Below are 23,346 nucleotides of genomic sequence, written 5' to 3' on the forward strand. Positions count from 1 at the left end.
GTGGTCATCGCTAGACACCATCGTCGCATGACTGCCCGCTCCAAAGCTCCATCCGCTGAAGCGTGGAAATCCGAGCTTCTGTGATCTGCGTCATTGAGTGCGGCCCGGCGCAGGCGCAGAATTCTTGTGGCGGGGGGCTGAGAGTTCATGACCCATTCGGGAGGAACGATCATGCAAGCCCAGAGCCTCACGACACTGGCGGCCGGAACGAAATCCATCAGCGCCTCAGCCATCGAGGCGCTCGCCGCGCAGCTTCACGGAAGCGTGCTCGACGAGACTGATGCCGCATATGACGATGCACGCGCGATCTGGAATGGGATGGTCGATCGCAGACCTGGCCTGATCATACGCTGTGCGGTGGCTGCCGATGTCGTCAGCGCTGTGCGATTTGCGCGTGACAACGGACTATTGCTCTCTGTGCGTGGCGGCGGACACGGCATTGCCGGAAATGCCGTCTGCGATGGCGGCCTGATGATCGACCTGTCACCGATGAAATCGGTCCGAGTCGACGAAGCATCGCAGCGCGCCTGGGTCGAGCCGGGCGCTACCCTGGCCGATGTCGACAGGGAAACCCAGGAATTCGGATTGGCGGTGCCGACGGGCATCAATTCGACCACGGGCATTGCCGGCCTGACGCTGGGCGGCGGCTTCGGCTGGATCACGCGGAAGTTCGGGCTTACCCTGGACAACCTGCTGTCGGTCGAGGTGGTGACGGCTGACGGCGAGCTCAGGCGCGCTAGCCAGTCGGAAAATCCGGACCTGTTCTGGGCCCTGCGCGGCGGCGGCGGAAATTTCGGGGTGGCCACCGCGTTCGAATTTCGGCTTCACAAGCTTGGCCCCCAGGTTTTGGCTGGCCTTGTCGTGCATCCCTTCGATGATGCCGAGGCCGTCCTGAAGGAATATCGTCAGGCGCTCGAAGTGGCGCCCGACGAGTTGACCTGTTGGGTCGTGATGCGGCAGGCGCCGCCCCTGCCGTTCCTGCCGGCCGAGTGGCATGGCAAGGAAGTGCTGGTGCTCGCGATGTGCTATTGCGGCGACATCGCCGAAGGCGAAAAGGCAACCGCCAGGCTGCGTTCCATCGGAAAACCGATCGTCGACGTGGTGGGGCCGGCGCCTTTCGCGACGTGGCAACAGGCTTTCGATCCTCTGCTCACAGCCGGTGCCCGCAACTACTGGAAGAGCCACGACTTCACCGAGCTCTCGGACGCGGCGATCAGGATCCTGATTGGCGCGGTGCGTCGCCTCCCGGGGCCGGAATGCGAGATCTTCATCGGCCATGTCGGTGGGGCGGCCGGCCGCGTTGCGGCGGATGCGACCGCCTTTCCGCAGCGCAGCTCCCATTTCGTCATGAATGTTCATGCGCGCTGGCGCGAACAGGGCATGGATCAGGCCTGCATCGCCTGGGCGCGCGCGCTCTTTGATGCCGCAAGGCCGTATTCAGCTGGAACGGCCTATATCAACTTCATGCCGGCAGACGAGATGGACCGCGTCCAGGCGGCTTACGGAGGCAGTTACCATCGCCTTGCCGAGCTGAAGCGGCGCTACGACCCGATGAACCTGTTTCGCATGAACCAGAATGTGAAGCCGACGGCGAGTTCGCAGGCCGCCTGAGCCCAGCTGCCTGAGCAGTTAGGACGAGGTTGGATGGCTGGCCCAGGCCGCAGGGATCGACGCGTATTGTGTCCCTGCGGGCTGGTGCGTCTCCATGGCTTAATGAGACTCTCCGCCGGCGCCGGGCCGGCTCTCCAAAGCGTGCCTTAGGTCCTAGGCGCAATGCGGCAAGCTGGAGCGCCGCTGGATCAGGTCGTCCTTGGCGAAGAGCTCGGCCAGCCAGTCGACGAAGACACGCACCTTGTTGCTGAGATGACGGTTCGGTGGGTAGACGATGTGCAGCGGCTTGGGGGTCGAGCACCAATTCGTCAGCAGCGGTACGAGCCGGCCGGCGGCGATATCCTCCTGCACCATGAAGGTTGGTGCCTGAACGATGCCGAGCCCCGCCAGCGCGGCAGCGACGTAACCAGCACCTTCGTTCAGCGATACGACGAAACGTCCCCTGATCTCGTGGCTTTCCTTACCGTCGGCATAGGTGAAGGGGGCTGTGCGACTGGTCCCGGCATAGCGGTAGCCGACGATGAAATGATCGCCCTCGAGGTCGGTCGGATGCTGGGGCTCGCCATGGCGCTGGACATAGGAGGGGGAGGCGCAGGTCACGAGATACATCTCGCCGATGCGCCGGGCGATCAGGCTCTGGTCCGTGAGCTCGCCGGCCCGGACGGCGCAATCGAGATTTTCCGCCAGCAGATCGGCAGGTCGGTCACTGAGGCCGAGGTCGAGCTGGATGTCGGGATAGCGCGCATGGAATTCAGGCAGGTTCGGGATGATGACGCGCATGGCCAGCGGCGCGCTGACGTCGACGCGCAGGCGCCCGCTCGGCCTGGCCTGTGACGAGGCCATGCTGCCGTCGAGCTCGTCGATTTCGTTCAGGACCCTGAGCGCGCGCTCGTAATAGGCCGCCCCGTCCATCGTCACCGTCACGCGCCGTGTGGTGCGGTTGAGGAGTTTGGCGTGGAGATGCGACTCAAGCTGCTGGATCTGCTTGGTCACCGTCGGCTTGGGGATGTCGAGCAGATCGGCAGCACGGGTGAAGGTGCCGGCTTCGACGACGCGGACAAAGGCGCGCATGGCGCTGAGCTGGTCCATGGCTTTTTCGAACAGGTCGCTTCTTCGATTGTTTCCATATGGAAATAATGAATGAGCTTTACGGGTATTTATTGCCGAAACACGATGGTCTAAATCAGGTTGCATTGCAACAGAAGCCGCCGGGACACGCCATGTCCGCTCAAACCGCCACCCTCGATCGCCCCATCTCCGTCACATGGCGGGACGAGGTGATCGCTGCCAAGCCAGTCTCGCTGGCAGCGCGTGTGTTCATCCCGGCAGAGCTCAACCGCAACACAGCGCTCGTCATGCACCTGCATGGCGGCACCTTCAACGAGGGCTCGCTGGCAAGCGGAGAGGCGGTCGCGACGATCCTGGCTCGCGCCGGTGCCGCTGTCGTTTCGGTCGATTATCCGCTCGCGCCAATGCACCGTTTCCCCGATGTGCTGGAGGCCGTATTTGGTGGCTTGCTGGCGCTCTACAAGGCGCGCAGCCGCTGGGTCGCGAAAAGCGCCCCATTCTACGTCGCTGGCGAAGAAGCCGGCGGCAACCTGGCCGCGGCTCTCGCCATGATGGCGCGGGACCGGCAGGGACCGCCGCTCGCCGGGCAGATCCTGCTCTCGCCGATGCTGGATTCCTGCCTTGGGACCTATTCGCTGCGCGAGGCCGATGCCGGTCCGGTGGGATGTCGCTGGGCCGATGGCTGGCACGACTATCTGGGTTCGCCTGACAAGGCGGCTCATCCCTATGCCGCGCCGCTCAACGCCTCCCGGCTTGCCGGGCTGGCTCCTGCCCTGCTGATCACGGCGGAGGATGATCCGCTGCGTGACGAATGCGCGAGCTATGCCTGTCGGCTGCAGGAAGCGGGTGTCGCGGTCAGTCGCTACGTGCAGACTGCGCCAACCAATTGGCCCGGTGCCTATGCCGAGGCTCCCAAGGAAGGTTCCTGCCTCTGCCTGGCATGTGACCATGTAACCGAGTTCTTCAAATCCACCGCGCCGTCCTGATCGGGGCCAACGCGACCAACTCGATCCTCTCTTCTCTCGCAAGGAATGAACCCATGATTCAGGGAACGATCCGTCATGGCCTGCTGGGCGGAAGCCTGGCCGCCACCATCTCTCTCGCCGCCGTCCTGCTTGTGATGAACGGCTCCGACAAGGCCCAGAGCGATACCGCTCCGGCGGCCGCGCAGGCGACCCCGGTTTCGGTCGCGCTCGTCGAGCAGCGTGAGCTGACCAACTGGGCCGAGTTCTCCGGCCGCCTGGAGGCGATCGAACGCGTCGATGTGCGCTCGCGCGTCGCCGGCGTCGTCGAGGCCGTGCACTTCAAGCAGGGCAACCTCGTCAAGCAGGGCGACCTGCTGATCAGCATCGACCAGGCGCCCTATCTCGCCGAGTTCGAACGCGCCCAGGCCCAGGTCCTGGCTGCCGAAGCCCGGGTGGCGCTTGCCGCCAACGAGCATGAGCGCGGTCAGAAGCTGATGACGACGCAGAACGTGTCGCAGCGCGATCTCGACGCCCGTCTGAATGCTCTTCGTGAAGCGCAGGCCAATCACCGCGCGGCCCAGGCGGCCCTGCAGACAGCGCGGCTGAACCTCGACTACACCCAGATCAGGGCGCCGATCAGTGGCCGGATCGGGCGGCTCGAGGTCACTGTCGGCAATCTCGTCGCAGCCGGGGCGGGGGCTTCGCTGATGACGACACTGGTCTCGGTCGATCCGATCTATGCCAGCTTCAATGCCGACGAGAACACGGTGCTGAGGGCTCTCGGCTCGCTGCCGGCCTCGGATGGTCCGCGTGCGCTGGAGCGCATCCCGGTTCAGATGGGCACGGCGACGCAGGACGGCACTCCGATCAACGGCAGGCTGCAATTCGTCGACAACAGTGTCGATGTCGGCAGCGGCACCGTTCGGGTGCGGGCGATCTTCGACAATCCCGATGGCACGCTGATGCCGGGCCAGTTCGTGCGCCTGCGCATGGGCCAGGCCCGGACCGAGCCTGCGCTGGTGATCAATGAGCGCGCGATCGGCACCGACCAGAACAAGAAGTTCGTCTTCGTCGTCGGCGAGGACCTCAAGGCGAGCTGGCGTGAAGTGACGCTTGGCTCGGCCAATGAGGGGCTGCGCATCGTCACCGCCGGGCTCAAGCCGGGCGAAAAAATCGTCGTCAACGGCCTGCAGCGCATTCGTCCGGGCGCAGCTGTCGCTCCCGAGCAGGTGCCGATGGCCGAGAAGTCAGAGCTGCGCCGGGTGGCCGGTGCAGGACCCACGGAAATCGCCCAGCGCTGAGCTGGGACGCCTATCAGAACTCGGGTGCTGACGACGTCGCGTGATGGCGCCCGTCGTCAGGCCTGAGGCGCCCGAAGGGGGCATCTCATGAATCTCTCCAAGTTCTTCATCGATCGCCCGATCTTCGCGGGCGTGCTGTCGGTTCTCATCCTGGTCGCCGGCCTGCTCTCGCTGCGTGTGCTGCCGATCTCGGAATATCCCGAAGTCGTGCCGCCGACCGTGGTGGTGCGCGCGCAATACCCGGGCGCCAATCCTCGCGTCATCGCCGAAACCGTGGCCACGCCGATCGAGGAGCAGATCAACGGCGTCGAGGGCATGCTCTACATGTCCAGCCAGGCGACGACCGACGGCGTGATGACGCTGAACGTCACCTTCAAGCTCGGCACCGATCCCGACAAGGCACAGCAGCTCGTGCAGAACCGCGTCTCGCAGGCGGAGCCCCGCTTGCCGGAAGAGGTGCGGCGCCTCGGCGTCACCACGATCAAGAGCTCGCCGGATTTGACGATGGTGGTGCACATCACCTCGCCGAACGATCGCTACGACATGACCTATCTGCGCAACTACGCAGTCCTGAACGTCAAGGACAGGCTGGCGCGCATCGACGGCGTCGGCCAGGTCCAGCTCTTCGGCTCGGGCGACTATTCGCTCCGCGTCTGGCTCGATCCGCAGAAGGTCTCCGAGCACGGGCTCTCGCCGAGCGACGTCGTGCGCGAGATCCGCGCGCAGAACGTCCAGGCTGCTGCCGGCGTCATCGGCGCCTCCCCGAACGCCCCGGGCCTCGATCTCCAGCTCTCGGTCAATGCCCAGGGGCGCCTTCAGAATGAGGAGGAGTTCGGCGAGATCATCATCCGCACCAGCCCGACCGGGGCTGTGACGCGGCTGAAGGATGTCGCGCGCATCGAACTCGGCGCGGCCGACTATGCCCTGCGCTCGCTGCTCGACAACAAGTCGGCGGTCGCGGTGCCGATCTTCCAGGCGCCGGGCTCGAATGCCATCGCCATCGCCGACAACGTCCAGGCGGTGATGCGCGAGATCAAGCAGAACATGCCGGAAGGCGTGGACTACGCGATCGTCTACGACACGACCCAGTTCGTGCGCGCCTCGATCAAGGCCGTCATCACCACGCTGCTCGAGGCCATCGCGCTGGTCGTGCTCGTCGTCATCGTCTTCCTGCAGACTTGGCGGGCCTCGATCATCCCGCTGGTCGCCGTGCCGGTCTCGGTCATCGGCACCTTCGCCGTGATGTATCTCTTCGGCTTCTCGATCAACGCGCTCAGCCTGTTCGGCCTCGTGCTCGCCATCGGCATCGTCGTCGACGACGCCATTGTCGTGGTCGAGAATGTCGAGCGCAATATCGAGCAGGGGCTGGAGCCCCGCCAGGCGACCTACAAGGCGATGCGCGAGGTCTCCGGCCCGATCATCGCGATCGCGCTGGTGCTGGTCGCGGTTTTCGTGCCGCTCGCCTTCATCAGCGGCTTGACCGGCCAGTTCTATCGCCAGTTCGCGCTGACCATCGCGATCTCGACGGTGATCTCGGCGATCAACTCGCTGACGCTGTCGCCGGCGCTGGCAGCCCTGTTGCTGCGTTCGCACCACGCCCCGAAGGATGCGCTGACCCGCGTCATGGACAAGCTGTTCGGCTGGTTCTTTCGTGGCTTCAACCGCTTCTTCAATCGCAGCTCTCAGGCCTATGGCGGCGGCGTGCGCCGCATCCTGACCCGCAAGACGGCGATGATGGCGGTCTATCTCGTGCTCGTCGGCCTGACGGTCGTGCTGTTCCGCACTGTCCCGGGCGGCTTCGTGCCCGGCCAGGACAAGCAGTATCTCGTCGGCTTCGCGCAACTGCCCGACGCCGCCACGCTCGACCGCACCGAGGACGTCATCCGCAAGATGGGCGAGATCGCCCTGAAGCATCCCGGCGTCCAGAGTGCGGTGTCCTTTCCCGGCCTCTCGATCAACGGCTTCACCAACTCGTCGAATGCCGGCATCGTCTTCGTGACGCTGAAGCCCTTCGAGCAGCGCAAGGACCCCTCGCTCAACGGCGCCGCGATCGCCATGCAGCTCAACAAGGAGTTCGCCGGCATCAAGGAGGCATTCATCGCGATGTTCCCGCCGCCGCCGGTGCAGGGGCTCGGTACGATCGGTGGCTTCAAGCTGCAGATCGAGGACCGCGCCGGCCTTGGCTACAAGGCGCTCGATGAAGCGACCAAGGCCTTCATGGCCAAGGCTGCGACGGCGCCCGAACTCGCCGGCATGTTCTCGAGCTTCCAGGTGAATGTTCCGCAGCTCTATGCCGATATCGACCGCACCAAGGCCCGCCAGCTCGGCGTGCCGGTGACCGATGTCTTCGAGACGCTGCAGATCTATCTCGGCTCGTCCTATGTCAACGATTTCAACAAGTTCGGGCGTACCTACACCGTCCGCGTCCAGGCTGATGCGCCCTTCCGGGCCTATCAGGAGGATATCGGCAAGCTCCGGGTCCGTTCGACCTCAGGCGAGATGGTGCCGCTGAGCGCTGTGCTGAACGTGCGTGCCGATGCCGGGCCGGAACGGGCGATGCGCTATAACGGCTTCCTGGCCGCCGACATCAATGCCGGTCCGGCACCCGGCTTCTCGTCGGGGCAGGCTCAGGCGGCGGCGGAGCGCATTGCCAACGAGACGCTGCCGAAGGGCTTTGCCTTCGAATGGACGGACCTGACCTATCAGGAGATCCTGGCGGGCAACTCTTCGCTGATCGTCTTCCCGATCGCGATCCTGCTCGTCTTCCTGGTGCTGGCGGCCCAGTATGAGAGCCTGACGCTGCCGATCGCGATCATCCTKATCATCCCGATGGGCCTGCTTGCCGCCATGGCTGGCATCTGGTGGAGCGGCGGCGACAACAACGTCTTCACCCAGATCGGTCTCGTCGTGCTGGTCGGGCTATCTGCGAAGAACGCGATCCTGATCGTCGAGTTCGCCCGCGAACTGGAGTTCGAGGGCAAGACGCCGGTCGAGGCCGCGATCGAAGCCAGCCGTCTGCGCCTGCGTCCGATCCTGATGACCTCGCTCGCCTTCATCATGGGCGTGGTCCCGCTGGTGATCTCGACCGGTGCCGGCGCCGAGATGCGTCAGGCGATGGGCATCGCGGTCTTCGCCGGCATGATCGGCGTCACCGCCTTCGGCATCTTCCTGACTCCGGTCTTCTACGTGCTGATGCGGGCCCTGACCGGAAACAAGCCGCTGAAGCATGTCGAGGCGGAAGCGGAACTGGCGCAAGCCGCCTGACCGGGGCACAGGCTGCCCTGAGGGGGAGTCTGACGGCTTCAACCAGCCAGAACGCGCCGGGCCCTGTCCGGCGCGTTCTGCTGCGAGGCGCCGGTATTGTCAGCCGTCGGCTCGAGCCAGCCGCGATAGTGCACAACCAGTCCGATTAGCGGCAATGCGATCGGGACATCGAAATGGAAGCGGCCATCCTCCTCCCATTCGCGCGCCAGCGATCGAGGCGCCAGGGCAAGTGGCATGGGGACGGGGCCCAGCCACCAACGCTTCAGGTGCATCGCGAGCCCCTTGTCGTCAGCGAGCAGATCGAAGCCGAAGCGCAGCGGGCCAAAGCGCTCCATGAGCAGCCGCCCCTGCTGCGACAGCCGGCTGCTGAAGCGGCGGCCCGAGAAGTCGCGAATCCAGGTTTCGACGCCGCCACTCTCCGCAAAGGCGACGTGCAGCCCATGCTCCCCTTCAGGCGGAAAGCCGAATAGGGCCGCTATAGCGCGTGCAACCGGGTTGTGCCCGCGCGTCACCATCGCCCGTCCATGGGCGCCGCGATCGCGGAGGACAGTGTGGATCGCGCGGAGGGCCGCAGGCAGGGTTGCGAAGGCATCGCCGAGGACCCGGGCATAGAGCGGGGGAGGCTGCGGCAGCTCTGCCATCTCGTGCCGGATCGCCAGTCGCGTGAAGGCCGGCTCGAACTCTGGCAGTGACAGCATCTCGCCGGCATCGCGGGCCCCGGCTGGAACGTCACGCCTGGCGAGCCTGTCGACGAGGATTGCGGCCGCCAGGCCTGGAATCTCCGGACCATCGCCCTTGCTCGCGATCAATGTCCATCGCCGTTCGACACCCCGGCCGTCAGCGTACCCGAACAGTCGAACCATCATGCCGGAGCGATCGCTGCCCCATGAAGAGCTCAGCCGCTGCGCTTGAAGGACCAGGGGCGCAAAGCGGGTCAGGTTCTCGATCCAACCCCATCGAACAGGCCAGCTTGCCAGCCAAAGCGCACGGTTCTGCCAGCGGAGCTCGGTGCCGGCTCTAAAACTGACGGAGGGCTTTCCCGGAAGGCGATCGGGCAGGAGAGTGAGATCGGGCACATCTGCCAGGGCCACGAGGCGGCCAGCAAGAGGTGGCTCGCCGGCAATCGTAAAGTCTTCGCGCCTGATGTCCTGCCAGCCAAAGCCGTTCGCCCGGCGCGCTGCGCGCCAGAGCGGGATCGGCTTGCCGATATAGGAGAAGATTGCCTTCGTGACCGAAGCGCCCGCGGTCGCGCGGTTTGAAGCGCTGATCGCGAGCTCGACGGCGCTGAGCTGATCCATACCGTCTGCGAGGGCGCGAACCACAGCGCCCGACAAAGCAGGGACGCTGGAGGCGCCCGAGACGACGACCACGTCGGCGGCCAGGGCCGCTTCAGCGAGAGACCCGATGCCGGTGACGAAATCGCGCGCATCGGCGATGTCGAGATAGTGGCACCGCGCGGCGATACAGGCGCGAGCGACCGCATAATCCAGGCCCTGAAAGGGGCCTGCGGCGTCGATCAGGACAGCAGGGCGGTGCTCGGCGAGCGCCAGCGCGATATCGCGGTCCCGGTCCAGGAGAAGCGGGGTGAGGCGCAGTCTGCCAGCGCAGAAGCGTTCCGCCTTCTCCAGGCTGCGCCCGGCGACCAGGACTTCGTGCCCCGTATCGGCCAGCCGCCGCGCGATGCGGGCACCGAAGCCGCCATAGCCACCGAGCAGGAGAACCTTCACAGGATGCGGTCCGCCATATCCGGGGTGGGGCGCCAGCAGGTTTCGCGTCGGCCGAACCAGCGATAGCGATTGCGGGCAACAAGGCGATAGAGCCGGTCGCGGAGCGGTCGTGGAATGACGCGTGCCGCCAGTGCGATGCGCCAGGGCCAGCCCAGCCCTGCCGCAATGGCGATGACAGCGTCCGACCGGCCCAGGATTCGCCCGCCCTCGATCAGCAGCATCGTCTCGAAGTCCGACTTGGGAAGGCCGAGGCGGTGATAGAGTTCCTGGCCAAGGGGCCCTTGCGCGGTGGTGAGCGTGAAGCGGCGTTCATGGTCATTGCGCATGACGAATTGTGCCTGTTGCGAGCACATCACGCATTCACCGTCAAACACGATCACGCGCCTGCCTTGGGTCTGCGCCTCGATTGCGTCGCCCAGCGTGATCGCCGCTGGGGCGGGCAGCCCGAGCCGTTTCAGGGGTGCGCCGATCAAACCGCTGACCATCGCCGCCAGGATGGCAGGGGCCGGCCAGATCCGGGCGAGCGGCCCGACGATCCGATCGCGGAGCAGGGGCAGGATCCGGCTGTCGGATTGATAGACCGGCGTGAACATCGCGCTCATGGTCTGATAGAGCCGGACATGTCGGCGACGCGCGGCGATGGCAAAACCTGGCGCAGTCGTCGTCTCGTTCCCGTCGCGCAGCGCCTTTGCGAGCGCGAAGGCGTCGAGCAACGCCATATTGGCTCCCTGACCGAGCTGCGGGCTCGTCGAATGCCAGGAATCGCCGATATGGATCAGGCCAGGCTCCGTTGGGACGGGCGTGGTCCTATGGGCATAGCGTGCGAAAGTCAGTTGATCCGGCGTTTCGATCTGCGCGAGCAGGGGCGCAGTTGCCGGCCATAGCTTGAGGACGTCCGCCTTCCACGCCGCAAGTCCGGAGCGTTGCCAGTCCGAGAGACGGTCGCAGCGCAGCGACCAGAAGAAGGCTGCCTTTGCGGTCGGCGCTTGGGCCAGCCGGCCGATGGGTAGGACCCCGACCATCGTGCTCGCGCGGATATAGCGCTGTTCCAGCGTCGCCATGTCGAAGCCCGCGTCGTCGGGCCAATCGAGGCTGGCCCAGAGCGCGCCATAGGCCAGCGGCCGGCCCTGATGGCGCGCGAGCGGGCTCATGGTGCCAAGGGCATCCACGACAAGGTCGAAGGGCTCCGTCCGTGTGCCGTCGGCAAAGATGAGCGCGCGCCTGTTCGCCCCGACGATTTCGCTCGAGGCCACGCTGCGGCCTCCCTCGATCGCAATTCCGGCCTCTCGTGCGGCGTCGTGCAGGATGTCGAACAGTGCAGCGCGATGAATGCCGATGCCATGGCCGGCATCCTGCCCAAGTGCCGCATAGCGCACGTCGAGTACGATGCGCTGCGACGGTTCGGCGCGCCCGAAGAGCCGGTCGATCCTGGCCCCCGCCGCGAGGGTGGCTTCGGCGAGCTTCAATTCCCGGAGGACGGCGAGACCGGTCGGCTGGATCATCAGACCGGATCCGACCGGACGAGGCGTCTCGAAGCGCTCGAACAGCCTGACGCGATGTCCGTCGCGATGCAGCATCAGTGCGGCCGCCAGCCCTGCCGGGCCGCATCCCGCTATCGCGATATCCTTGGCTGGCATGAAACCCGACTTGGAGGAAACTGAACCCTTGCACGATAGGCAGGGCGAACCCCGCCGGCAACGGGGCATGCCGCTCGTTTCGCCATTCGGGGGCCGCAACCTGTCCGTGCAATGTTCCAGCAAGCCAACGCGCCGACCACTCCAGGTGATTCACCGTGGAGATTGGGGCGATGCATCTCAGGGAAGAACGATCAGTGGGCCTCGCGGGGCGCGCGTTGCATGCGTATCTGAATCTCGTGGCGCAAACCACGCGCTTCAAGCCGGTGATCCCCGGCGCGCGGCCCTGGGAGCGCAGCCGCGAACCGTTCATCGCCATGACCTGGCATGGCCAGCAGATGTTGAGCCTTGTCGCCCTGGACGGGGCGCCCAAGACAGCCGTGCTGGCCTCGCTCCATTTCGACGGTTCGGTGGTCGCCTCGGCGATGGAGCGCGCCGGCTACCGCGTCATTCGCGGCTCGGGCACGCAGAGCCGGCTGAAGATCCAGGCCAAGCGCGGCGTTCCGGCCTTCATCGAGATGCGCGACGCGCTGCGCGGCGACACCAGCGTGCTGTTGACGGCCGATGTGCCGAAGGTTTCGCGGGTTGCCGGCAAGGGGGCCATCCAGTTGGCGCGGGCGTCGGGCCGGCCGATCTATCTCTTCGCCGCAGTGACGACGGCACGCGTCGATCTCGACAATTGGGACAAGGCCAGCATCGCCTTGCCGTTCGGACGCGGGTGCGTGGTCTGGTCCGAACCGCTCTATGTCCGGGCATGCGCCGATGAACGCGAGATCAACCTGACTGCGCTGGAGATCACCGCCCGGCTCGACGAGTTGCATGCCCTGGCGCATCAGCATCTCGGACATCGCGCCTGACGCGCGCGAGGCGTTCGGTCCGACCGTGCTCGTCTTCCTTTTAGCGTCGGCCCGGCGGTGGGCAATCGGCCGGGTTTGCGCAGATGTTTGCAGGAGGGCGCAGGACGCCGCGATCATTCGCAGGCTCGATGCGGATGCGGCTGAGTTCCCCCGACAATCGCAGGCCGAGCCCGGAGGAGATCAACACGATCCGGGCTCGGTCGGAGGCGAGGACCATCGCATTGGCGCCGGCCACAAAATGCGCGCCGCCGCCGAGGCTGGCATAGACCCCGAAGACGTCTTCATGTCGGTCGAGGCCGTAGACCAGCATGATCACCCGCCCGTAATCGGCCCCGAGCCCGATCCCGACCGAGAGGGCCGACCATGTCACCGGGGAGGGCATGCCGTCGGCGAAGCGAAGCTCACCGACGCCGTGTCGGCCGCCAACGACGAAGGAGCCACTGACCTCTCCGCCGACAATATAGGCGTTCGGCTCTCCGAAGAGCGAAAGGGAGCGCTCGACGGGGATGCTGACCGTCTTGGAAGCGGTGTCGAAGGCCCGTTCGACGAGACCCAGAATGTCGCGCCCCGGGGCGGTCGGCAGTTGCCCCGGCCTGATGGTCTCCTCAGCCCGGGCGCCCTGCGTCAGGCCAAACAGCAGCGCGAGCATGGCGGCCAAGGCGAAGCGCAAGCGCAGCTCTCCCGATCTGGCTCTGTGCGCACTCATGAGACAAGCAGACTCGAGGGAGGGTTGAACGAAGATGGGGATGCAGTCCATGGACATGGACTGCGGGCGCGGTCCCCGGATTCGCAAGCCATAACCGCACAGAGGCTCCGTGACGATTCATAGCTCGACGAGCACCACGACAGTGAAGCGCCTGACGCCCCAGCGCAATCGGGTGCTGTCCGATCCGTGCGCGGCAAATCTTCGCTCCGGGGGCTGCCGGTGATCTCGCTCTCACGCGCCCTGACGATCCGGCTGACGCTTCTCGGCTTCGCCCTCTTCGCGGCGGTCATCGCCGCTGTGCTGGCCTTTACTTTCATTACCGAGGATCCTGGGGCGCTACGCAACGATGTGACCTCCGAGATCATTCGGCAAGGCGTGCGTCAGACTGCGGCTGACGGGTTGCGGGTGGAGAAGACGCCGACCCTGATCAAGATCGAGAGCGCCAGCCCCAGACTCTGGTATCTGGTTTCCGACGGACGGTCCGTTGTCGAGTATGCCCCAGAATTGCGGCCGAGCCTTCCCATCGATGTCAGGCTCGATGGACCGACGATTGCTGCGCAGATGCGGGTCGGTGGTGGCGGCGACAACGGCCTGGCCTTCGACATCATCGAGATGGAAGGCAGCCGCGTCATCGTCGCGACGGGCGGCGGACGTCCGGGATGGGACCTGATTCTTGCCTATTTCCTGCGGGCCATCGCGATTCCGGCGCTGGTCATCTCTTTCATATTCGGGGTCATCATCGCCTCGGCGATCGCCATGTCGGTCTCCTATATCACCGCGCGGCTGCGGAGTGCGGCCGAAGCTGCGGCCAGCATCGATCCCAGGGCGCCGCGAGGCCTGCTGCCGACACAGGAAACGCCGGTCGAGCTGATGCCGCTGACGACGGCGCTGAACTCAGCGCTCGACCAGATCGCCAGCAACATGGATGTGCAACGGCGCTTCATGAACAACGTCGCGCACGAATTGCGCACGCCGCTCGCCGTCATGCGGACCAAGATCGACACTGTTTCCGATGGCGTCGTGCGCACCGCATTGGCGACCGATGTGAACCGGCTGACGACGATCGTTTCGTCGATGCTGCAGCTCGCCCGGCTGCACAGCACCGATCTGCCGTTCGAGCCGGTTCAGCTCAACAGCGTGGCCCGTGACGTACTCGTCGATCTCGCGCCGCTGATCCTGCAGAACGCGATCGACGTGGCGCTCGAGGAGGAGGGCGACGACACGCGAACGATCATGGCCAACGAAGCCACGGTTCGCGCCGCGGTGGCCAATCTGATCGACAACGCACTTCGTCATGCCCAGGCGAAATCCAGCATCATCGTGCGGGTCATCGATGGCGTCGTGCTGGAAGTGGCGGATGACGGGATCGGCATCGCGGCAACCCAGCGTTCGGAAGTGACGGAGGCGTTCAACCGCATGTCGCCGCGCTCGACCGGAGCGGGGCTCGGCCTCACCATCGTACGGGACATCATGACCGCACATCGCGGGACATTGACCGTCCTGGCGACGCGCGGCGGTGGCACGACCGTCCGCCTGCTGTTCTCTGAAGGAGAATGACGGGCTCAACCATCGGCCCGAAACGGGGAATGCGGAGTTCGGGAAAGCCGATGCAAGCACGGACGGCCAGATCATCAGGCCCGATACGATATCTGGACTGATGATCTTGGTCGATTGGTGACAGGGACCGAGCCCGGCGGCCTCACACGGGCTGTTCGGACTTCCTCAGGATGTAGCCGATGCCGCGCAGCGACGAGATCTCGACATTCGCGGCAGCCTCCTTGAGCTTGCGGCGCAGCCGCGAGATCTGGGCTTCGAGCGTGTTGGACTCGATCAGGTCATCGAAGCCATAGACCGCTTCGATCAGGACGTTGCGGGTGACGACACGCCCGGCGCGCTGGACCAGCGCTTCCAGGATCAGCGCCTCGCGCCGTCGCAGGTCGAGCGGAACGGCCGAGACCGAGGCGTTGCGACCCTCGATGTCGATCGAGAGGTTGCCTGCCGAGATCACCAGCGAGCGGCCGGGATAGCGGCGCCGCGCAATGACCCTGATGCGGGCGATCAGCTCGCCCGGTTCGAAGGGCTTGACCAGGTAATCATCCGCGCCGCCATTGAGGCCGTCGATCACGTCGGATTTCGCATCTCGCGCGGTCAGGATCAGGAAGGCTGGACGGGGTTCCGCCGTCTTCATCGCCTTGACGATCGACAGGCCGTCGCCGTCCGGCAGACGCCGGTCGACGACGGCGATGTCGAAGGGCGCCGTTTTGAGGGCGGCCAGCGCCGCTTCGACACTGCTGGTGCGGTCGACAATAAAACCTGCACCAAGCAGGAGGGACGACAGGAACGACATCAGCTCCGGTTCGTCTTCGACAATCAGAGCGCGCATGTCGTTCCTGCCGTAGGCCATGGCTGGAACGCGTCGCAGAAAAGCTCGGGGCAGCTCTTCAAACGCATCACATCCCATCCATGCTCATGAACGGCCCTCTGGGCCGTAGGTTATTCGGGCCCGGAGCGACCGGGCCCCGGATAGTCTAGCGGATCAGAACCGGTAGTTCACACCGGCTTTGACCAGATGTTCATTGACACCGACCTTGGTGCGGGCCGAGCCGAACTGGAAGTTCTGCTTGCCGAGCGAGACGTAGTTGTACTCGACCTTAGCCGACAGGTTCTCGGTGATGCCGTACTCGACGCCGCCGCCGAGGACATAGCCGACCTTGCTCTTCGTCTTCGAGATCCCGTTATTCGTCGCCTTGATGTTGCCATAGGCAAGACCGCCGGTGGCATAGACGAGGACGCGGTCGAAGGCGACGCCGGCGCGGGCCTTGGCGGTTCCGACATAGCGCGTGTCGGCGCTGGTGCCGACGGTGCTGCGCGACGAACCCTTGCCGAAGCCGTTCATCGAGATATCGCCCTCGAGACCATAGACCATGCTGCCGGTCTGGACGTTGTAACCGATCTGGCCGCCAAGCAGCGTCTCGTTGCGGCTCTTCCTGGTCACTCCTGTGAAGCGGTCGAATGCGCCGCCAGCGTGAATACCGGCATAGACGCCGTTCCAATTATAGCGAAGCGGCTGGGTGTGGGTCGGCCATTGCTGGGTGCGCGGCACCGGGCGATCCGCCGCAGCCGCTGGGACCGCAAGCACTGCCAGCAGGCAGAGGCTCATGATCGGGATTGAACGATGCATCGATAACTCCTCGCGGCAGCCGGGGGCCTCGCCGCGTCTCCTTGCTCCCGAATCCGTGGATCGGATCAGTCGAACACCGCGCAAATTGCTGGTGAAGATTACGGCAACGTTGCCCGCCATGCGTGCAGCGGCGGAAGCGCTGGGATGGTGAACGAAGGCTTATCGCGCAGGGGCGGTGCGCGGGCGCCTGGTCCCGATCCAACGCCGGACGCGGCGCTGATAATCGCGATAGGGTTCGCCGAGCGAGGCTGCGAGCACGCGCTCCTCGATCCTGACCTGCAGGGCGATCGCCGCGAATAGCGCCAGCGTCAAAGCAATCTGGATCAGATTGGGCAGCACGATGAAGAGGCCGGTGAACAGGACGGCCTGGCCGACGAAGACCGGATTGCGCGAGATCGCGAAGGGACCGCCATCGACGATGGGTCCAAGCTCGCCCTCGGCCGCGCCGATACGCCAGGACACGCCCATGAAACGCTGCGAGATGATGGCGATGCAGGCGCCGACGACAACAAGAAGATGGCCGAACACGTCGAACCAGGGACCGTCGAGCCAGATTGCCAAAGGGTCGGCCTTGATCGGGTTGCCGAAGATCGCCAGGCCGAGGGGCCAGAGCACGCCGCCGATGAAGGCGATCCGGAAGAGCAGGGCCGGCACGCCCTGCGGCTCCGAGCCCTTGCCGAACAGCCAGATCGGCCGTCCGGCCTCCTTCGCCAGGATGGCCGACATCGCGAGGAAGCTGATGACGTAGACTACGACCATCAGATAGCTCGCGATCTCCATCGGACTCATGGGCAGGCTTCCGTTCCCTTGATCAGCCGGCCTTGCCTGCGTCGAAACGCAGAAGGCGCAGTGCATTGGCCGTGACGATCACGGTCGCGCCGGTATCGGCGAGGATCGCGACCCAGAGCCCGGTATAGCCGAGCACGCTGGTGACCAGGAAGACCGCCTTCAGCCCGAGCGCAATCGTGATATTGGTGCGGATATTGCCCATCGTGGCCCGCGCCAGCCGGATCATCGCAGCGATGTCGCGCACGCGGCTCTTCAGCACCGCGCCATCGGCGGTCTCCAGGGCGACATCGGTGCCGGACCCCATGGCGACGCCAACGGATGCTGCCGCGAGCGCCGGGGCATCGTTGATGCCGTCGCCGACCATCATCACAGGCGCGTCGGCGCCGAGCGCCTTGATCGCCGTGACCTTGTCGTCGGGCATCAGCTCGGCCTTGTGATCCAGGCCGAGTGCGCGGGCGATGGCCGCGCCGGTGCGGGCATTGTCGCCGGTCAGCATGATGGAGCGGACGCCGAGATCCTTCAGCTCTGCGACCGCTGTCGCGGCATCGGCTCTGGGCTCGTCGCGCAGCGCGATCAGGCCGGCGAGAGCGCCGTTCGCGATCACGGCCGCCACTGTCTTTCCAGCCGATTCGAGCTGTTCGACCGCAGCGCTCGCCTTGGCGTCGAATTCGGCGCGCCTGGTCGCGTGACGCGGTGCGCCGACGAAGATCGAGATGCCATCGAGCGTGCCGGTGACACCCTGGCCGGGGATGGCGGCTGCCTCGGAGGCGGGGCGGATCGCGATGCCATCCTGCTTCGCACGTGCCAGAACCGCCTCTGCCAGCGGATGGCTCGAACCGGTCTCGACCGCAGCGGCCAGGGCGATCACATCGGCCTCGGTCTTGCCGAGGCTGATGACCTCGGTGACGCGCGGGCGCCCCTCGGTCAGCGTGCCGGTCTTGTCGAAGGCGACGATCCCGGTCTTTGCGGCGGTTTCGATGACGACGCCGCCCTTCATCAGCAGGCCCTGTCGGGCGCCGGAGGAGAGCGAGGCGGCGATCGCGGCTGGAACCGAGATGACGAGCGCGCAGGGGCAGCCGATCAGCAGCAGCGCCAGGGCCCGATAGACCCAGACCGCCCATTCACCCCCGAAGAACAGCGGCGGGACGAGTGCGACGGCGAGCGCAAGACCGACGATCGCAGGCATATAGACACGCGAGAACCGGTCGATGAAGCGTTCGGTCGGTGCGCGTGCTTCCTGCGCCTCTTCGACCAGCCGGATGATGCGGGCGATGGTGTTGTCCTGCGCCGCCTTGGTCACCCGCACACGCAGCGCGGCTTCGCGATTGACCGAGCCCGCAAAGACCGGTTCGCCGACGCCCTTCGTCTTCGGCACGGATTCGCCGGTGACCGGGCTCTCGTCGATCCCGGAGATACCGTCGGTGATGTCGCCGTCGGCAGGGATGCGGTCACCCGGACGGACGAGGACCGTCTGTCCGATCGCGAGCTTGGCCGCATCGACCTGGCGGGTTGCGCCGTTCTCCTCGACGAGGGCGGTCTTGGGAACGAGGTCGCCAAGCGCGCGGATCGAGGCACGCGCGCGATCGGCGGCGACGCCCTCGAGGACCTCACCGACGGCGAAGAGGAAGACGACGAGGGCCGCCTCCTCCGCTGCGCCGATGAAGAGCGCGCCGGCGGCAGCGATCGTCATCAGCATTTCGATGGTGAAGGGCATGCCGGCGCGGGCGGCGGCGAAGGCGCGGCGTGCCACGGGAGTGACGCCGATCACGCAGGCGAGAATGAAGGCCCAATGGGCTGCGGCCGGCCAGATCAGGCCCGCGGTCCAGGCGCCGCCGAGCAGGGCGCCGGTGCCGAGAACGAGCCGGCCCTTGTTGGTCTGATACCAGGAGACGCCCTTCGGCGTCGCTTCGTGAACATGGCCGGGCAGGCCGTGCCCCTGGTCAGCCGTTCGTGCCGCAGCTTTCGCTTCGCCTGCATCCGAACGGGCATGCGCGTGGCCGTGATCATGATCAGGGTGGCCATGATCGTCATGGGAGCAGCCAGGGCCGTGAACATGCGCCGGCTTGGGTGCGGCGTGGCTGTGATGATCATGGTCGTCATGGGAGCATCCGGGACCGTGAACATGGGCCGGCTTGGGTGCAGCATGGCTATGATGGTCGTGGGCCTCGGAGCCATGATCGTGCCCGCATCCTCCGGGCGCAGCGGTCTCAGCGACGGGCGCTGCTTTCGCCTGGATCGAGGTCGTGGTGTAGCCAAGGCTTGCGACGCGCTTTTCGATTGCCGCCGGCTTGGTGCGGCTCTCGTCGAGGGCCAGCGACAGCGTCTCGGCCATGACGGAAAGCTTGACCTCGCTGACGCCGGGCAGGCGCTCCACCGCGCCACGAATGGTCGCCGCGCAGCTTGCGCAGTCCATGCCGCCAACCTTCCAGCTCAGGAGCTGCGGTTTGGCTTGGGCAGTGCTGGACATGACTTGTCTCCGCTTGACGGGCTTGTGAGACACCCCATGTACAATCTGGAGTGACTAGAGGTTCAAGAGGGAAATCATGCTCGAGGCAAAAAAACTCGAACGGGTGGTTCCGATCGGCGGACTTTCCGATCGGACCGGCGTCAAGGTCGAGACCATTCGCTATTATGAGCAGGTCGGGCTGCTGCCGCCACCCGAGCGTTCGGAAGGCAATCAGCGCCGCTACGGACGACGCCATATCGAGCGGCTCGCCTTCATCAAGCACGCTCGAGATCTGGGTTTCCCCGTAGAAGGCATCCGGACCCTGCTCCGCCTCTCCGACAATCCGGCGATGGCCTGCGATGAAGCCCATGCGATCGCGGTCAGCCATCTCGACGAGGTCCGCGACAAGATCGCGAAGCTGCGCTCGCTGGAGACCGAGCTCGCTCGCATCGCCACCACTTGCTCGGGCGGCGTCAAGGCTTGCGACTGTGCGATCATCGAGGCCTTGGCCGATCACGGACAATGTCGCCACGGTCATTGACAGGGTTGAGCCCGAACCGTCCGGGATTGCCGGCGGTTGCCGAGCATTGCGCGACCGGAGGACCGGGGGTCGACAGCCACTGGCGCTTGCTCCGGGCTCAGGAGCCGTCCTTGGCGAAGGCCAGGGGGATCGCAGTTGTCGACTTGAGCTCCTCCATTGCGAACATGGAGGTCACGTCGTTGAGGTCGACGCGTGAAATCAGCTTCTTGTAGAGGGCGTCATAGGCCGCGATATCGGGCACGAAAGCCTTGAGCAGGTAATCGATTTCGCCGCTCATCCGATAGAAATCGACGATCTCGGGCAGGTCGGCGACGGCGGCGTGGAAGCGCTCGAGCCACTCCATCGAGTGGCGGCTCGTCTTGACCGCGATGAAGACGGTTACGCCGGCTCCCAGCCTTGTACGGTCGAGCAGCGCCACCCGCTTTCGAATGAGGCCGCTGCCTTCCAGCTTCTGCACGCGGCGCCAGCATGGAGTGGCCGAGAGGCCAACCTCTGCGGCCAGCTCGGCCAGCGGCATGCTGGCGTCCCTCTGCAGGCAGGAGAGAATTCTGAGATCGAACTCATCCAGCTTGGCCATGGTCCCTCATGCGATCGCGCGATCCGGTTGCCCATTTGATCATGGAATGGGTAACAGATTTCAAGGACAGAGAACAAATTGGTATGAGTTTCTAGAAGTGGGGAATTTTTGACCGAGATCGCAAACGCGTTTCCCGTCTCCCGAGTTATCCTTGCTGCAAGCGATGGAGAGGGGAGTTCGCGTCATGCAGGGGTTCTTGAGCGAGGGCAGGCGCGCAGACGTGCTGCAGGTCCTGCGGACGGATAGCGGCACGCTTTCCCGCGATTACCTCAAGGCGGCCCGCGCGGTGCTCGAAGAGATCGTTGCCAATCCGGAAGCCATTCTGCGCCTGCCCCTGGAGCGCAAGCCCGGCAGCTATGCCCGGAACCTTCTCGTGGGTGACGATGGCGTCAGCGTCTGGGCGATGGTCTGGAGCCCCGGCGCAGCGACGTCGATCCACGATCACCATTGCTCCTGCTGCTTCGGGGTGGTCAGCGGAACGGTCACCGAGACCTGGTATCGCGCCGTCGACGAGAGCCGTGCCGTCCCCACCCAGGAGCATGCGCGCATGCCGGGCTTCGTGGGCTGCATGCTGCCCTCAGGTCCCAATATCCACCGCATGCAGAACCTCGGCAGCACGGACGCGATCTCGATCCATATCTACGGCTTCGATCATCAACGCCACGCCTCGTCGATCGAGACTGAGTTCACCGTCCTGACGAACTGAACTGCGCTGCAGGCGAGCGCGGCCGGCAGGGATCGAGGCTTAGGCCAGGCGCCTCGGTCGGCGGACGGCTCTCACCTTGCCACTGTTTCCGCCTCCGCAGAAGAACTGATCACCGCCATCGGCCTCGAGCCCTGACACGCCCATGCCGGGCGGCAGATCGAGCACCTCCAGGACCTCTCCCGTTCGAGGGTCGACTCGTCTCAAGTCGCTCTCGTCACCGTCCCATGTGCCGTGCCAGAGTTCCTGGTCGCTCCACGTGACTCCGGTGACGAAGCGATTGGATTCGATTGTGCGAAGAATCGTCCCGGTCTCGGGATCGATCTGATGGATTTTGCGGTCCCGGTACTGCCCCACCCAGAGTGTCCCTTCGGCCCAGGCGAGCCCCGAGTCGCCGCCGCCGCCCGGAGCGGGGATCGTCGCAAGCACATGACCGGTCTTCGGATCGATCTTCTGAATGCGGCTTTCGGCAAGCTGAAACAGGTGTTGGCCGTCGAAGGCCGTTCCGGCATGTGCTGCCACCTCGATCGAGCGAACCGTCTTCCCGCTGGCAGGGTCGAGCGCGCTCAGCTTGTCGCCGGACGCGAACCAGACGTGCTGGCCATCGAAGGTCAATCCGTGGACGTGGTCGACACCCGGAAAGGGACCATACTCACGGAGAATTTCGGCTGCTGATTTTTCCATGCCTCTCATCCTAGTCGCTTGGCAGCGGAGCGGGGAGTAACAAGGTTGTCGTGAATCCCGGCATCGGCGGGGTGATCCAGCGCCGCGCCCGTCCGTGACCGAAGGATTGCACCTTTCCGGTTGCCGCAAGCGCGTCCAGCGCCCGCTGCACGGTCCGCTGGCTGGCGCCAAGCGCAAGCGCGAGCGCGGAGCTCGACCACGCCTCACCATCGGCAACGAAAGCCAGCACGTCCGCATGCCGTTCCTCAACGGGCCGGGCCAGGACGGCGACATCGCCAGCGTGGTGCAGCGCTAGCGAGAAGCCTTGTTTCGTCGCGCTTAAGCCGGCCAGCCCCCGCAGCAATCGGCGCAGCCGCCCAATTTCGACCCGCAACCGGGCGCGGTGCGATTCGTCGGCCTGCTTCGCTCCGAAGGCCCGCGCGACGAGCATGTCGCGCGATACGTCCCCGGGCCACGCTTCGGCCAGTGTCCGTGCCAATGCGAACAAGACCGGGCGGGTGGCGAGTGAGACAACCCTGTGCGGGGCGCGCACCACATATCGGCACGCATCCACCACGAGAGCATCCGACGCCTGCAGCGTCTCGACATCCTGGAGCAGGAGCGGGCGCTCCTCGCCACGCGCGATCAGCCGTGCTGCCGTTGTGCTCAGCAGGAGGGCCGCGCTTTCGACCTCTGCGGTCAGCGCCGGGATACCGGCACGGCGCGCCGCATCTTCGGCATGCGCAAGCGCAACACGCGCCGCCTTCGTCCGGAGGCGTCGCATCGCGATTCCTGCCGCCACCAGTTCGTGGACGGTCCGCGATGCGGGCGGAAGGGGGATGGGGTCGAGTTCGGCAAGCTTGCGCTCGGCCTCGTCGAGGCGCCCGATCAGCAGGAGCCGGCGCACCTCGAGATGCCGCGCATGGGCGCCGTTCAGCCGGTCACCGTGCTCCTCGAGTGTCGCGCGCGCTGCATCGAGCGCCTTCGCAGGCCAGCCGAGATCGCGGGAGGCGAGCGCGATCTCGGCCTCGGCGACAATGCACCGTGCTCTCGCCACGGCCTCTTTCGGGCCGAAGGAACGGGCCGCGCGCCGCAGGAGACCCTTCGCCCGAACGAGATCCCCGAGCTGGGCCATCGCGATGCCCCGCAGCGCGAGCGCGGGCGCATCGTCGCGCAGCGCAACCCGGTTCAAGGCGCCGAGGGGATCGCCTGCGGCAAGCGCGCGCGCCGCCGCGGTGATCAGAGAGTCCATCGGAATCCCGTCACATTTGTCACTCCCACCCCTCGAGGCGCTGTCCCTATCAATCTCATCA

Annotated in this window: 19 protein-coding genes; 8 read left to right on the forward strand and 11 right to left on the reverse strand. The window is 65.6% G+C overall.

Features of this window, described 5'->3' with window-relative positions; translation table 11 throughout:
• Nucleotides 1-171 precede the first annotated feature (171 nt).
• Nucleotides 172-1,611 carry an FAD-binding oxidoreductase gene (locus AC1DGP_RS24795; RefSeq protein ID WP_441507251.1) on the forward strand — a complete coding sequence of 480 codons (1,440 nt, stop codon included), beginning with the start codon at nt 172-174 and terminating at the stop codon, nt 1,609-1,611.
• A gap of 153 nt (nt 1,612-1,764) precedes the next feature.
• Here the strand turns inward: AC1DGP_RS24795 and AC1DGP_RS24800 are convergent, their stop codons facing one another.
• The gene (locus AC1DGP_RS24800) at nt 1,765-2,700 is read right to left on the reverse strand and encodes a LysR family transcriptional regulator (RefSeq protein ID WP_441490176.1); all 936 of its coding nucleotides are present in this window, start codon (nt 2,698-2,700) and stop codon (nt 1,765-1,767) included.
• Between the two features lie 131 nt (nt 2,701-2,831).
• On the opposite strand from AC1DGP_RS24800, the gene AC1DGP_RS24805 reads away from it, so the two are divergent.
• The 3 genes from AC1DGP_RS24805 to AC1DGP_RS24815 all read left to right on the forward strand — a co-directional run bounded on the left by AC1DGP_RS24805 (nt 2,832) and on the right by AC1DGP_RS24815 (nt 8,209).
• Nucleotides 2,832-3,665, forward strand: a complete 834-nt coding sequence (locus AC1DGP_RS24805; RefSeq protein ID WP_441490175.1) for an alpha/beta hydrolase fold domain-containing protein — start codon at nt 2,832-2,834, stop codon at nt 3,663-3,665.
• A gap of 53 nt (nt 3,666-3,718) precedes the next feature.
• Entirely contained in the window at nt 3,719-4,945 is a 1,227-nt protein-coding gene (locus AC1DGP_RS24810; RefSeq protein WP_476775450.1) for an efflux RND transporter periplasmic adaptor subunit, read from the forward strand.
• An 87-nt stretch (nt 4,946-5,032) separates the two neighbouring features.
• Nucleotides 5,033-8,209, forward strand: coding sequence for an efflux RND transporter permease subunit (locus AC1DGP_RS24815; RefSeq protein ID WP_441490173.1), 3,177 nt, complete (start codon nt 5,033-5,035; stop codon nt 8,207-8,209).
• Nucleotides 8,210-8,247: 38 nt separating this feature from the next.
• On the opposite strand, the gene AC1DGP_RS24820 is transcribed toward AC1DGP_RS24815, so the two are convergent.
• Both AC1DGP_RS24820 and AC1DGP_RS24825 read right to left on the reverse strand, forming a co-directional pair.
• Complete coding sequence (locus AC1DGP_RS24820) at nt 8,248-9,936, reverse strand: saccharopine dehydrogenase family protein (RefSeq protein ID WP_441490172.1); 1,689 nt, start codon at nt 9,934-9,936, stop codon at nt 8,248-8,250.
• Complete coding sequence (locus AC1DGP_RS24825) at nt 9,933-11,573, reverse strand: DCC1-like thiol-disulfide oxidoreductase family protein (protein ID WP_441507249.1); 1,641 nt, start codon at nt 11,571-11,573, stop codon at nt 9,933-9,935. Before AC1DGP_RS24825 ends, AC1DGP_RS24820 begins: the two co-directional genes overlap by 4 nt.
• A 170-nt stretch (nt 11,574-11,743) precedes the next feature.
• On the opposite strand from AC1DGP_RS24825, the gene AC1DGP_RS24830 reads away from it, so the two are divergent.
• Nucleotides 11,744-12,427, forward strand: coding sequence for a lysophospholipid acyltransferase family protein (locus AC1DGP_RS24830; RefSeq protein ID WP_476832633.1), 684 nt, complete (start codon nt 11,744-11,746; stop codon nt 12,425-12,427).
• Between the two features lie 40 nt (nt 12,428-12,467).
• On the opposite strand, the gene AC1DGP_RS24835 is transcribed toward AC1DGP_RS24830, so the two are convergent.
• Nucleotides 12,468-13,097: an EipA family protein gene (locus AC1DGP_RS24835; RefSeq protein ID WP_441507247.1), complete on the reverse strand. Its 630-nt coding sequence runs from the start codon at nt 13,095-13,097 to the stop codon at nt 12,468-12,470.
• Nucleotides 13,098-13,319: 222 nt separating this feature from the next.
• On the opposite strand from AC1DGP_RS24835, the gene AC1DGP_RS24840 reads away from it, so the two are divergent.
• On the forward strand, nt 13,320-14,690 hold the full coding sequence (locus AC1DGP_RS24840; protein ID WP_441490168.1) for a sensor histidine kinase: 1,371 nt from the start codon (nt 13,320-13,322) through the stop codon (nt 14,688-14,690).
• Between the two features lie 142 nt (nt 14,691-14,832).
• Here AC1DGP_RS24840 and AC1DGP_RS24845 read toward each other — a convergent pair whose 3' ends face one another.
• The 4 genes from AC1DGP_RS24845 to AC1DGP_RS24860 all read right to left on the reverse strand — a co-directional run bounded on the left by AC1DGP_RS24845 (nt 14,833) and on the right by AC1DGP_RS24860 (nt 19,570).
• Entirely contained in the window at nt 14,833-15,516 is a 684-nt protein-coding gene (locus AC1DGP_RS24845) for a response regulator transcription factor (RefSeq protein ID WP_441507245.1), read from the reverse strand.
• Between the two features lie 153 nt (nt 15,517-15,669).
• Nucleotides 15,670-16,314 (reverse strand): outer membrane protein, encoded by a 645-nt coding sequence (locus tag AC1DGP_RS24850; protein ID WP_441507244.1) that lies wholly within the window; start codon nt 16,312-16,314, stop codon nt 15,670-15,672.
• Nucleotides 16,315-16,473: 159 nt separating this feature from the next.
• Nucleotides 16,474-17,103: a methyltransferase family protein gene (locus AC1DGP_RS24855; protein ID WP_441507243.1), complete on the reverse strand. Its 630-nt coding sequence runs from the start codon at nt 17,101-17,103 to the stop codon at nt 16,474-16,476.
• A 22-nt stretch (nt 17,104-17,125) separates the two neighbouring features.
• Entirely contained in the window at nt 17,126-19,570 is a 2,445-nt protein-coding gene (locus AC1DGP_RS24860; RefSeq protein ID WP_441507242.1) for a heavy metal translocating P-type ATPase, read from the reverse strand.
• Between the two features lie 103 nt (nt 19,571-19,673).
• Here AC1DGP_RS24860 and AC1DGP_RS24865 point away from each other — a divergent pair, with 103 nt between their 5' ends.
• A complete protein-coding gene (locus AC1DGP_RS24865) occupies nt 19,674-20,090 on the forward strand; it encodes a MerR family transcriptional regulator (protein ID WP_441490493.1) in 417 nt (138 codons plus the stop codon).
• Between the two features lie 97 nt (nt 20,091-20,187).
• On the opposite strand, the gene AC1DGP_RS24870 is transcribed toward AC1DGP_RS24865, so the two are convergent.
• Nucleotides 20,188-20,658 carry an Lrp/AsnC family transcriptional regulator gene (locus AC1DGP_RS24870; protein ID WP_441490492.1) on the reverse strand — a complete coding sequence of 157 codons (471 nt, stop codon included), beginning with the start codon at nt 20,656-20,658 and terminating at the stop codon, nt 20,188-20,190.
• 193 nt (nt 20,659-20,851) lie between these two features.
• Between AC1DGP_RS24870 and AC1DGP_RS24875 the strand changes: the two genes are divergently transcribed.
• On the forward strand, nt 20,852-21,373 hold the full coding sequence (locus tag AC1DGP_RS24875) for a cysteine dioxygenase (protein ID WP_441490163.1): 522 nt from the start codon (nt 20,852-20,854) through the stop codon (nt 21,371-21,373).
• Between the two features lie 39 nt (nt 21,374-21,412).
• Here the strand turns inward: AC1DGP_RS24875 and AC1DGP_RS24880 are convergent, their stop codons facing one another.
• A complete protein-coding gene (locus AC1DGP_RS24880) occupies nt 21,413-22,054 on the reverse strand; it encodes a Vgb family protein (protein ID WP_441507241.1) in 642 nt (213 codons plus the stop codon).
• Between the two features lie 10 nt (nt 22,055-22,064).
• The gene (locus tag AC1DGP_RS24885; RefSeq protein WP_441507240.1) at nt 22,065-23,285 is read right to left on the reverse strand and encodes a helix-turn-helix domain-containing protein; all 1,221 of its coding nucleotides are present in this window, start codon (nt 23,283-23,285) and stop codon (nt 22,065-22,067) included.
• Between the last annotated feature and the right edge of the window lie 61 nt (nt 23,286-23,346).

The sequence above is a fragment of the Allobosea sp. 05T433 genome (assembly GCF_056396065.1).

What these genes read in the sequence shown, in the direction of transcription:
- AC1DGP_RS24795 (WP_441507251.1), top strand. Translation starts at nt 172, where the DNA reads ATGCAAGCCCAGAGCCTCACGACACTGGCGGCCGGAACGAAATCCATC.
- AC1DGP_RS24800 (WP_441490176.1), bottom strand. Translation starts at nt 2,700, where the DNA reads ATGGACCAGCTCAGCGCCATGCGCGCCTTTGTCCGCGTCGTCGAAGCC.
- AC1DGP_RS24805 (WP_441490175.1), top strand. Translation starts at nt 2,832, where the DNA reads ATGTCCGCTCAAACCGCCACCCTCGATCGCCCCATCTCCGTCACATGG.
- AC1DGP_RS24810 (WP_476775450.1), top strand. Translation starts at nt 3,719, where the DNA reads ATGATTCAGGGAACGATCCGTCATGGCCTGCTGGGCGGAAGCCTGGCC.
- AC1DGP_RS24825 (WP_441507249.1), bottom strand. Translation starts at nt 11,573, where the DNA reads ATGCCAGCCAAGGATATCGCGATAGCGGGATGCGGCCCGGCAGGGCTG.
- AC1DGP_RS24830 (WP_476832633.1), top strand. Translation starts at nt 11,744, where the DNA reads ATGCATCTCAGGGAAGAACGATCAGTGGGCCTCGCGGGGCGCGCGTTG.
- AC1DGP_RS24845 (WP_441507245.1), bottom strand. Translation starts at nt 15,516, where the DNA reads ATGCGCGCTCTGATTGTCGAAGACGAACCGGAGCTGATGTCGTTCCTG.
- AC1DGP_RS24850 (WP_441507244.1), bottom strand. Translation starts at nt 16,314, where the DNA reads ATGCATCGTTCAATCCCGATCATGAGCCTCTGCCTGCTGGCAGTGCTT.
- AC1DGP_RS24855 (WP_441507243.1), bottom strand. Translation starts at nt 17,103, where the DNA reads ATGAGTCCGATGGAGATCGCGAGCTATCTGATGGTCGTAGTCTACGTC.
- AC1DGP_RS24860 (WP_441507242.1), bottom strand. Translation starts at nt 19,570, where the DNA reads ATGTCCAGCACTGCCCAAGCCAAACCGCAGCTCCTGAGCTGGAAGGTT.
- AC1DGP_RS24875 (WP_441490163.1), top strand. Translation starts at nt 20,852, where the DNA reads ATGCAGGGGTTCTTGAGCGAGGGCAGGCGCGCAGACGTGCTGCAGGTC.
- AC1DGP_RS24880 (WP_441507241.1), bottom strand. Translation starts at nt 22,054, where the DNA reads ATGGAAAAATCAGCAGCCGAAATTCTCCGTGAGTATGGTCCCTTTCCG.
- AC1DGP_RS24885 (WP_441507240.1), bottom strand. Translation starts at nt 23,285, where the DNA reads ATGGACTCTCTGATCACCGCGGCGGCGCGCGCGCTTGCCGCAGGCGAT.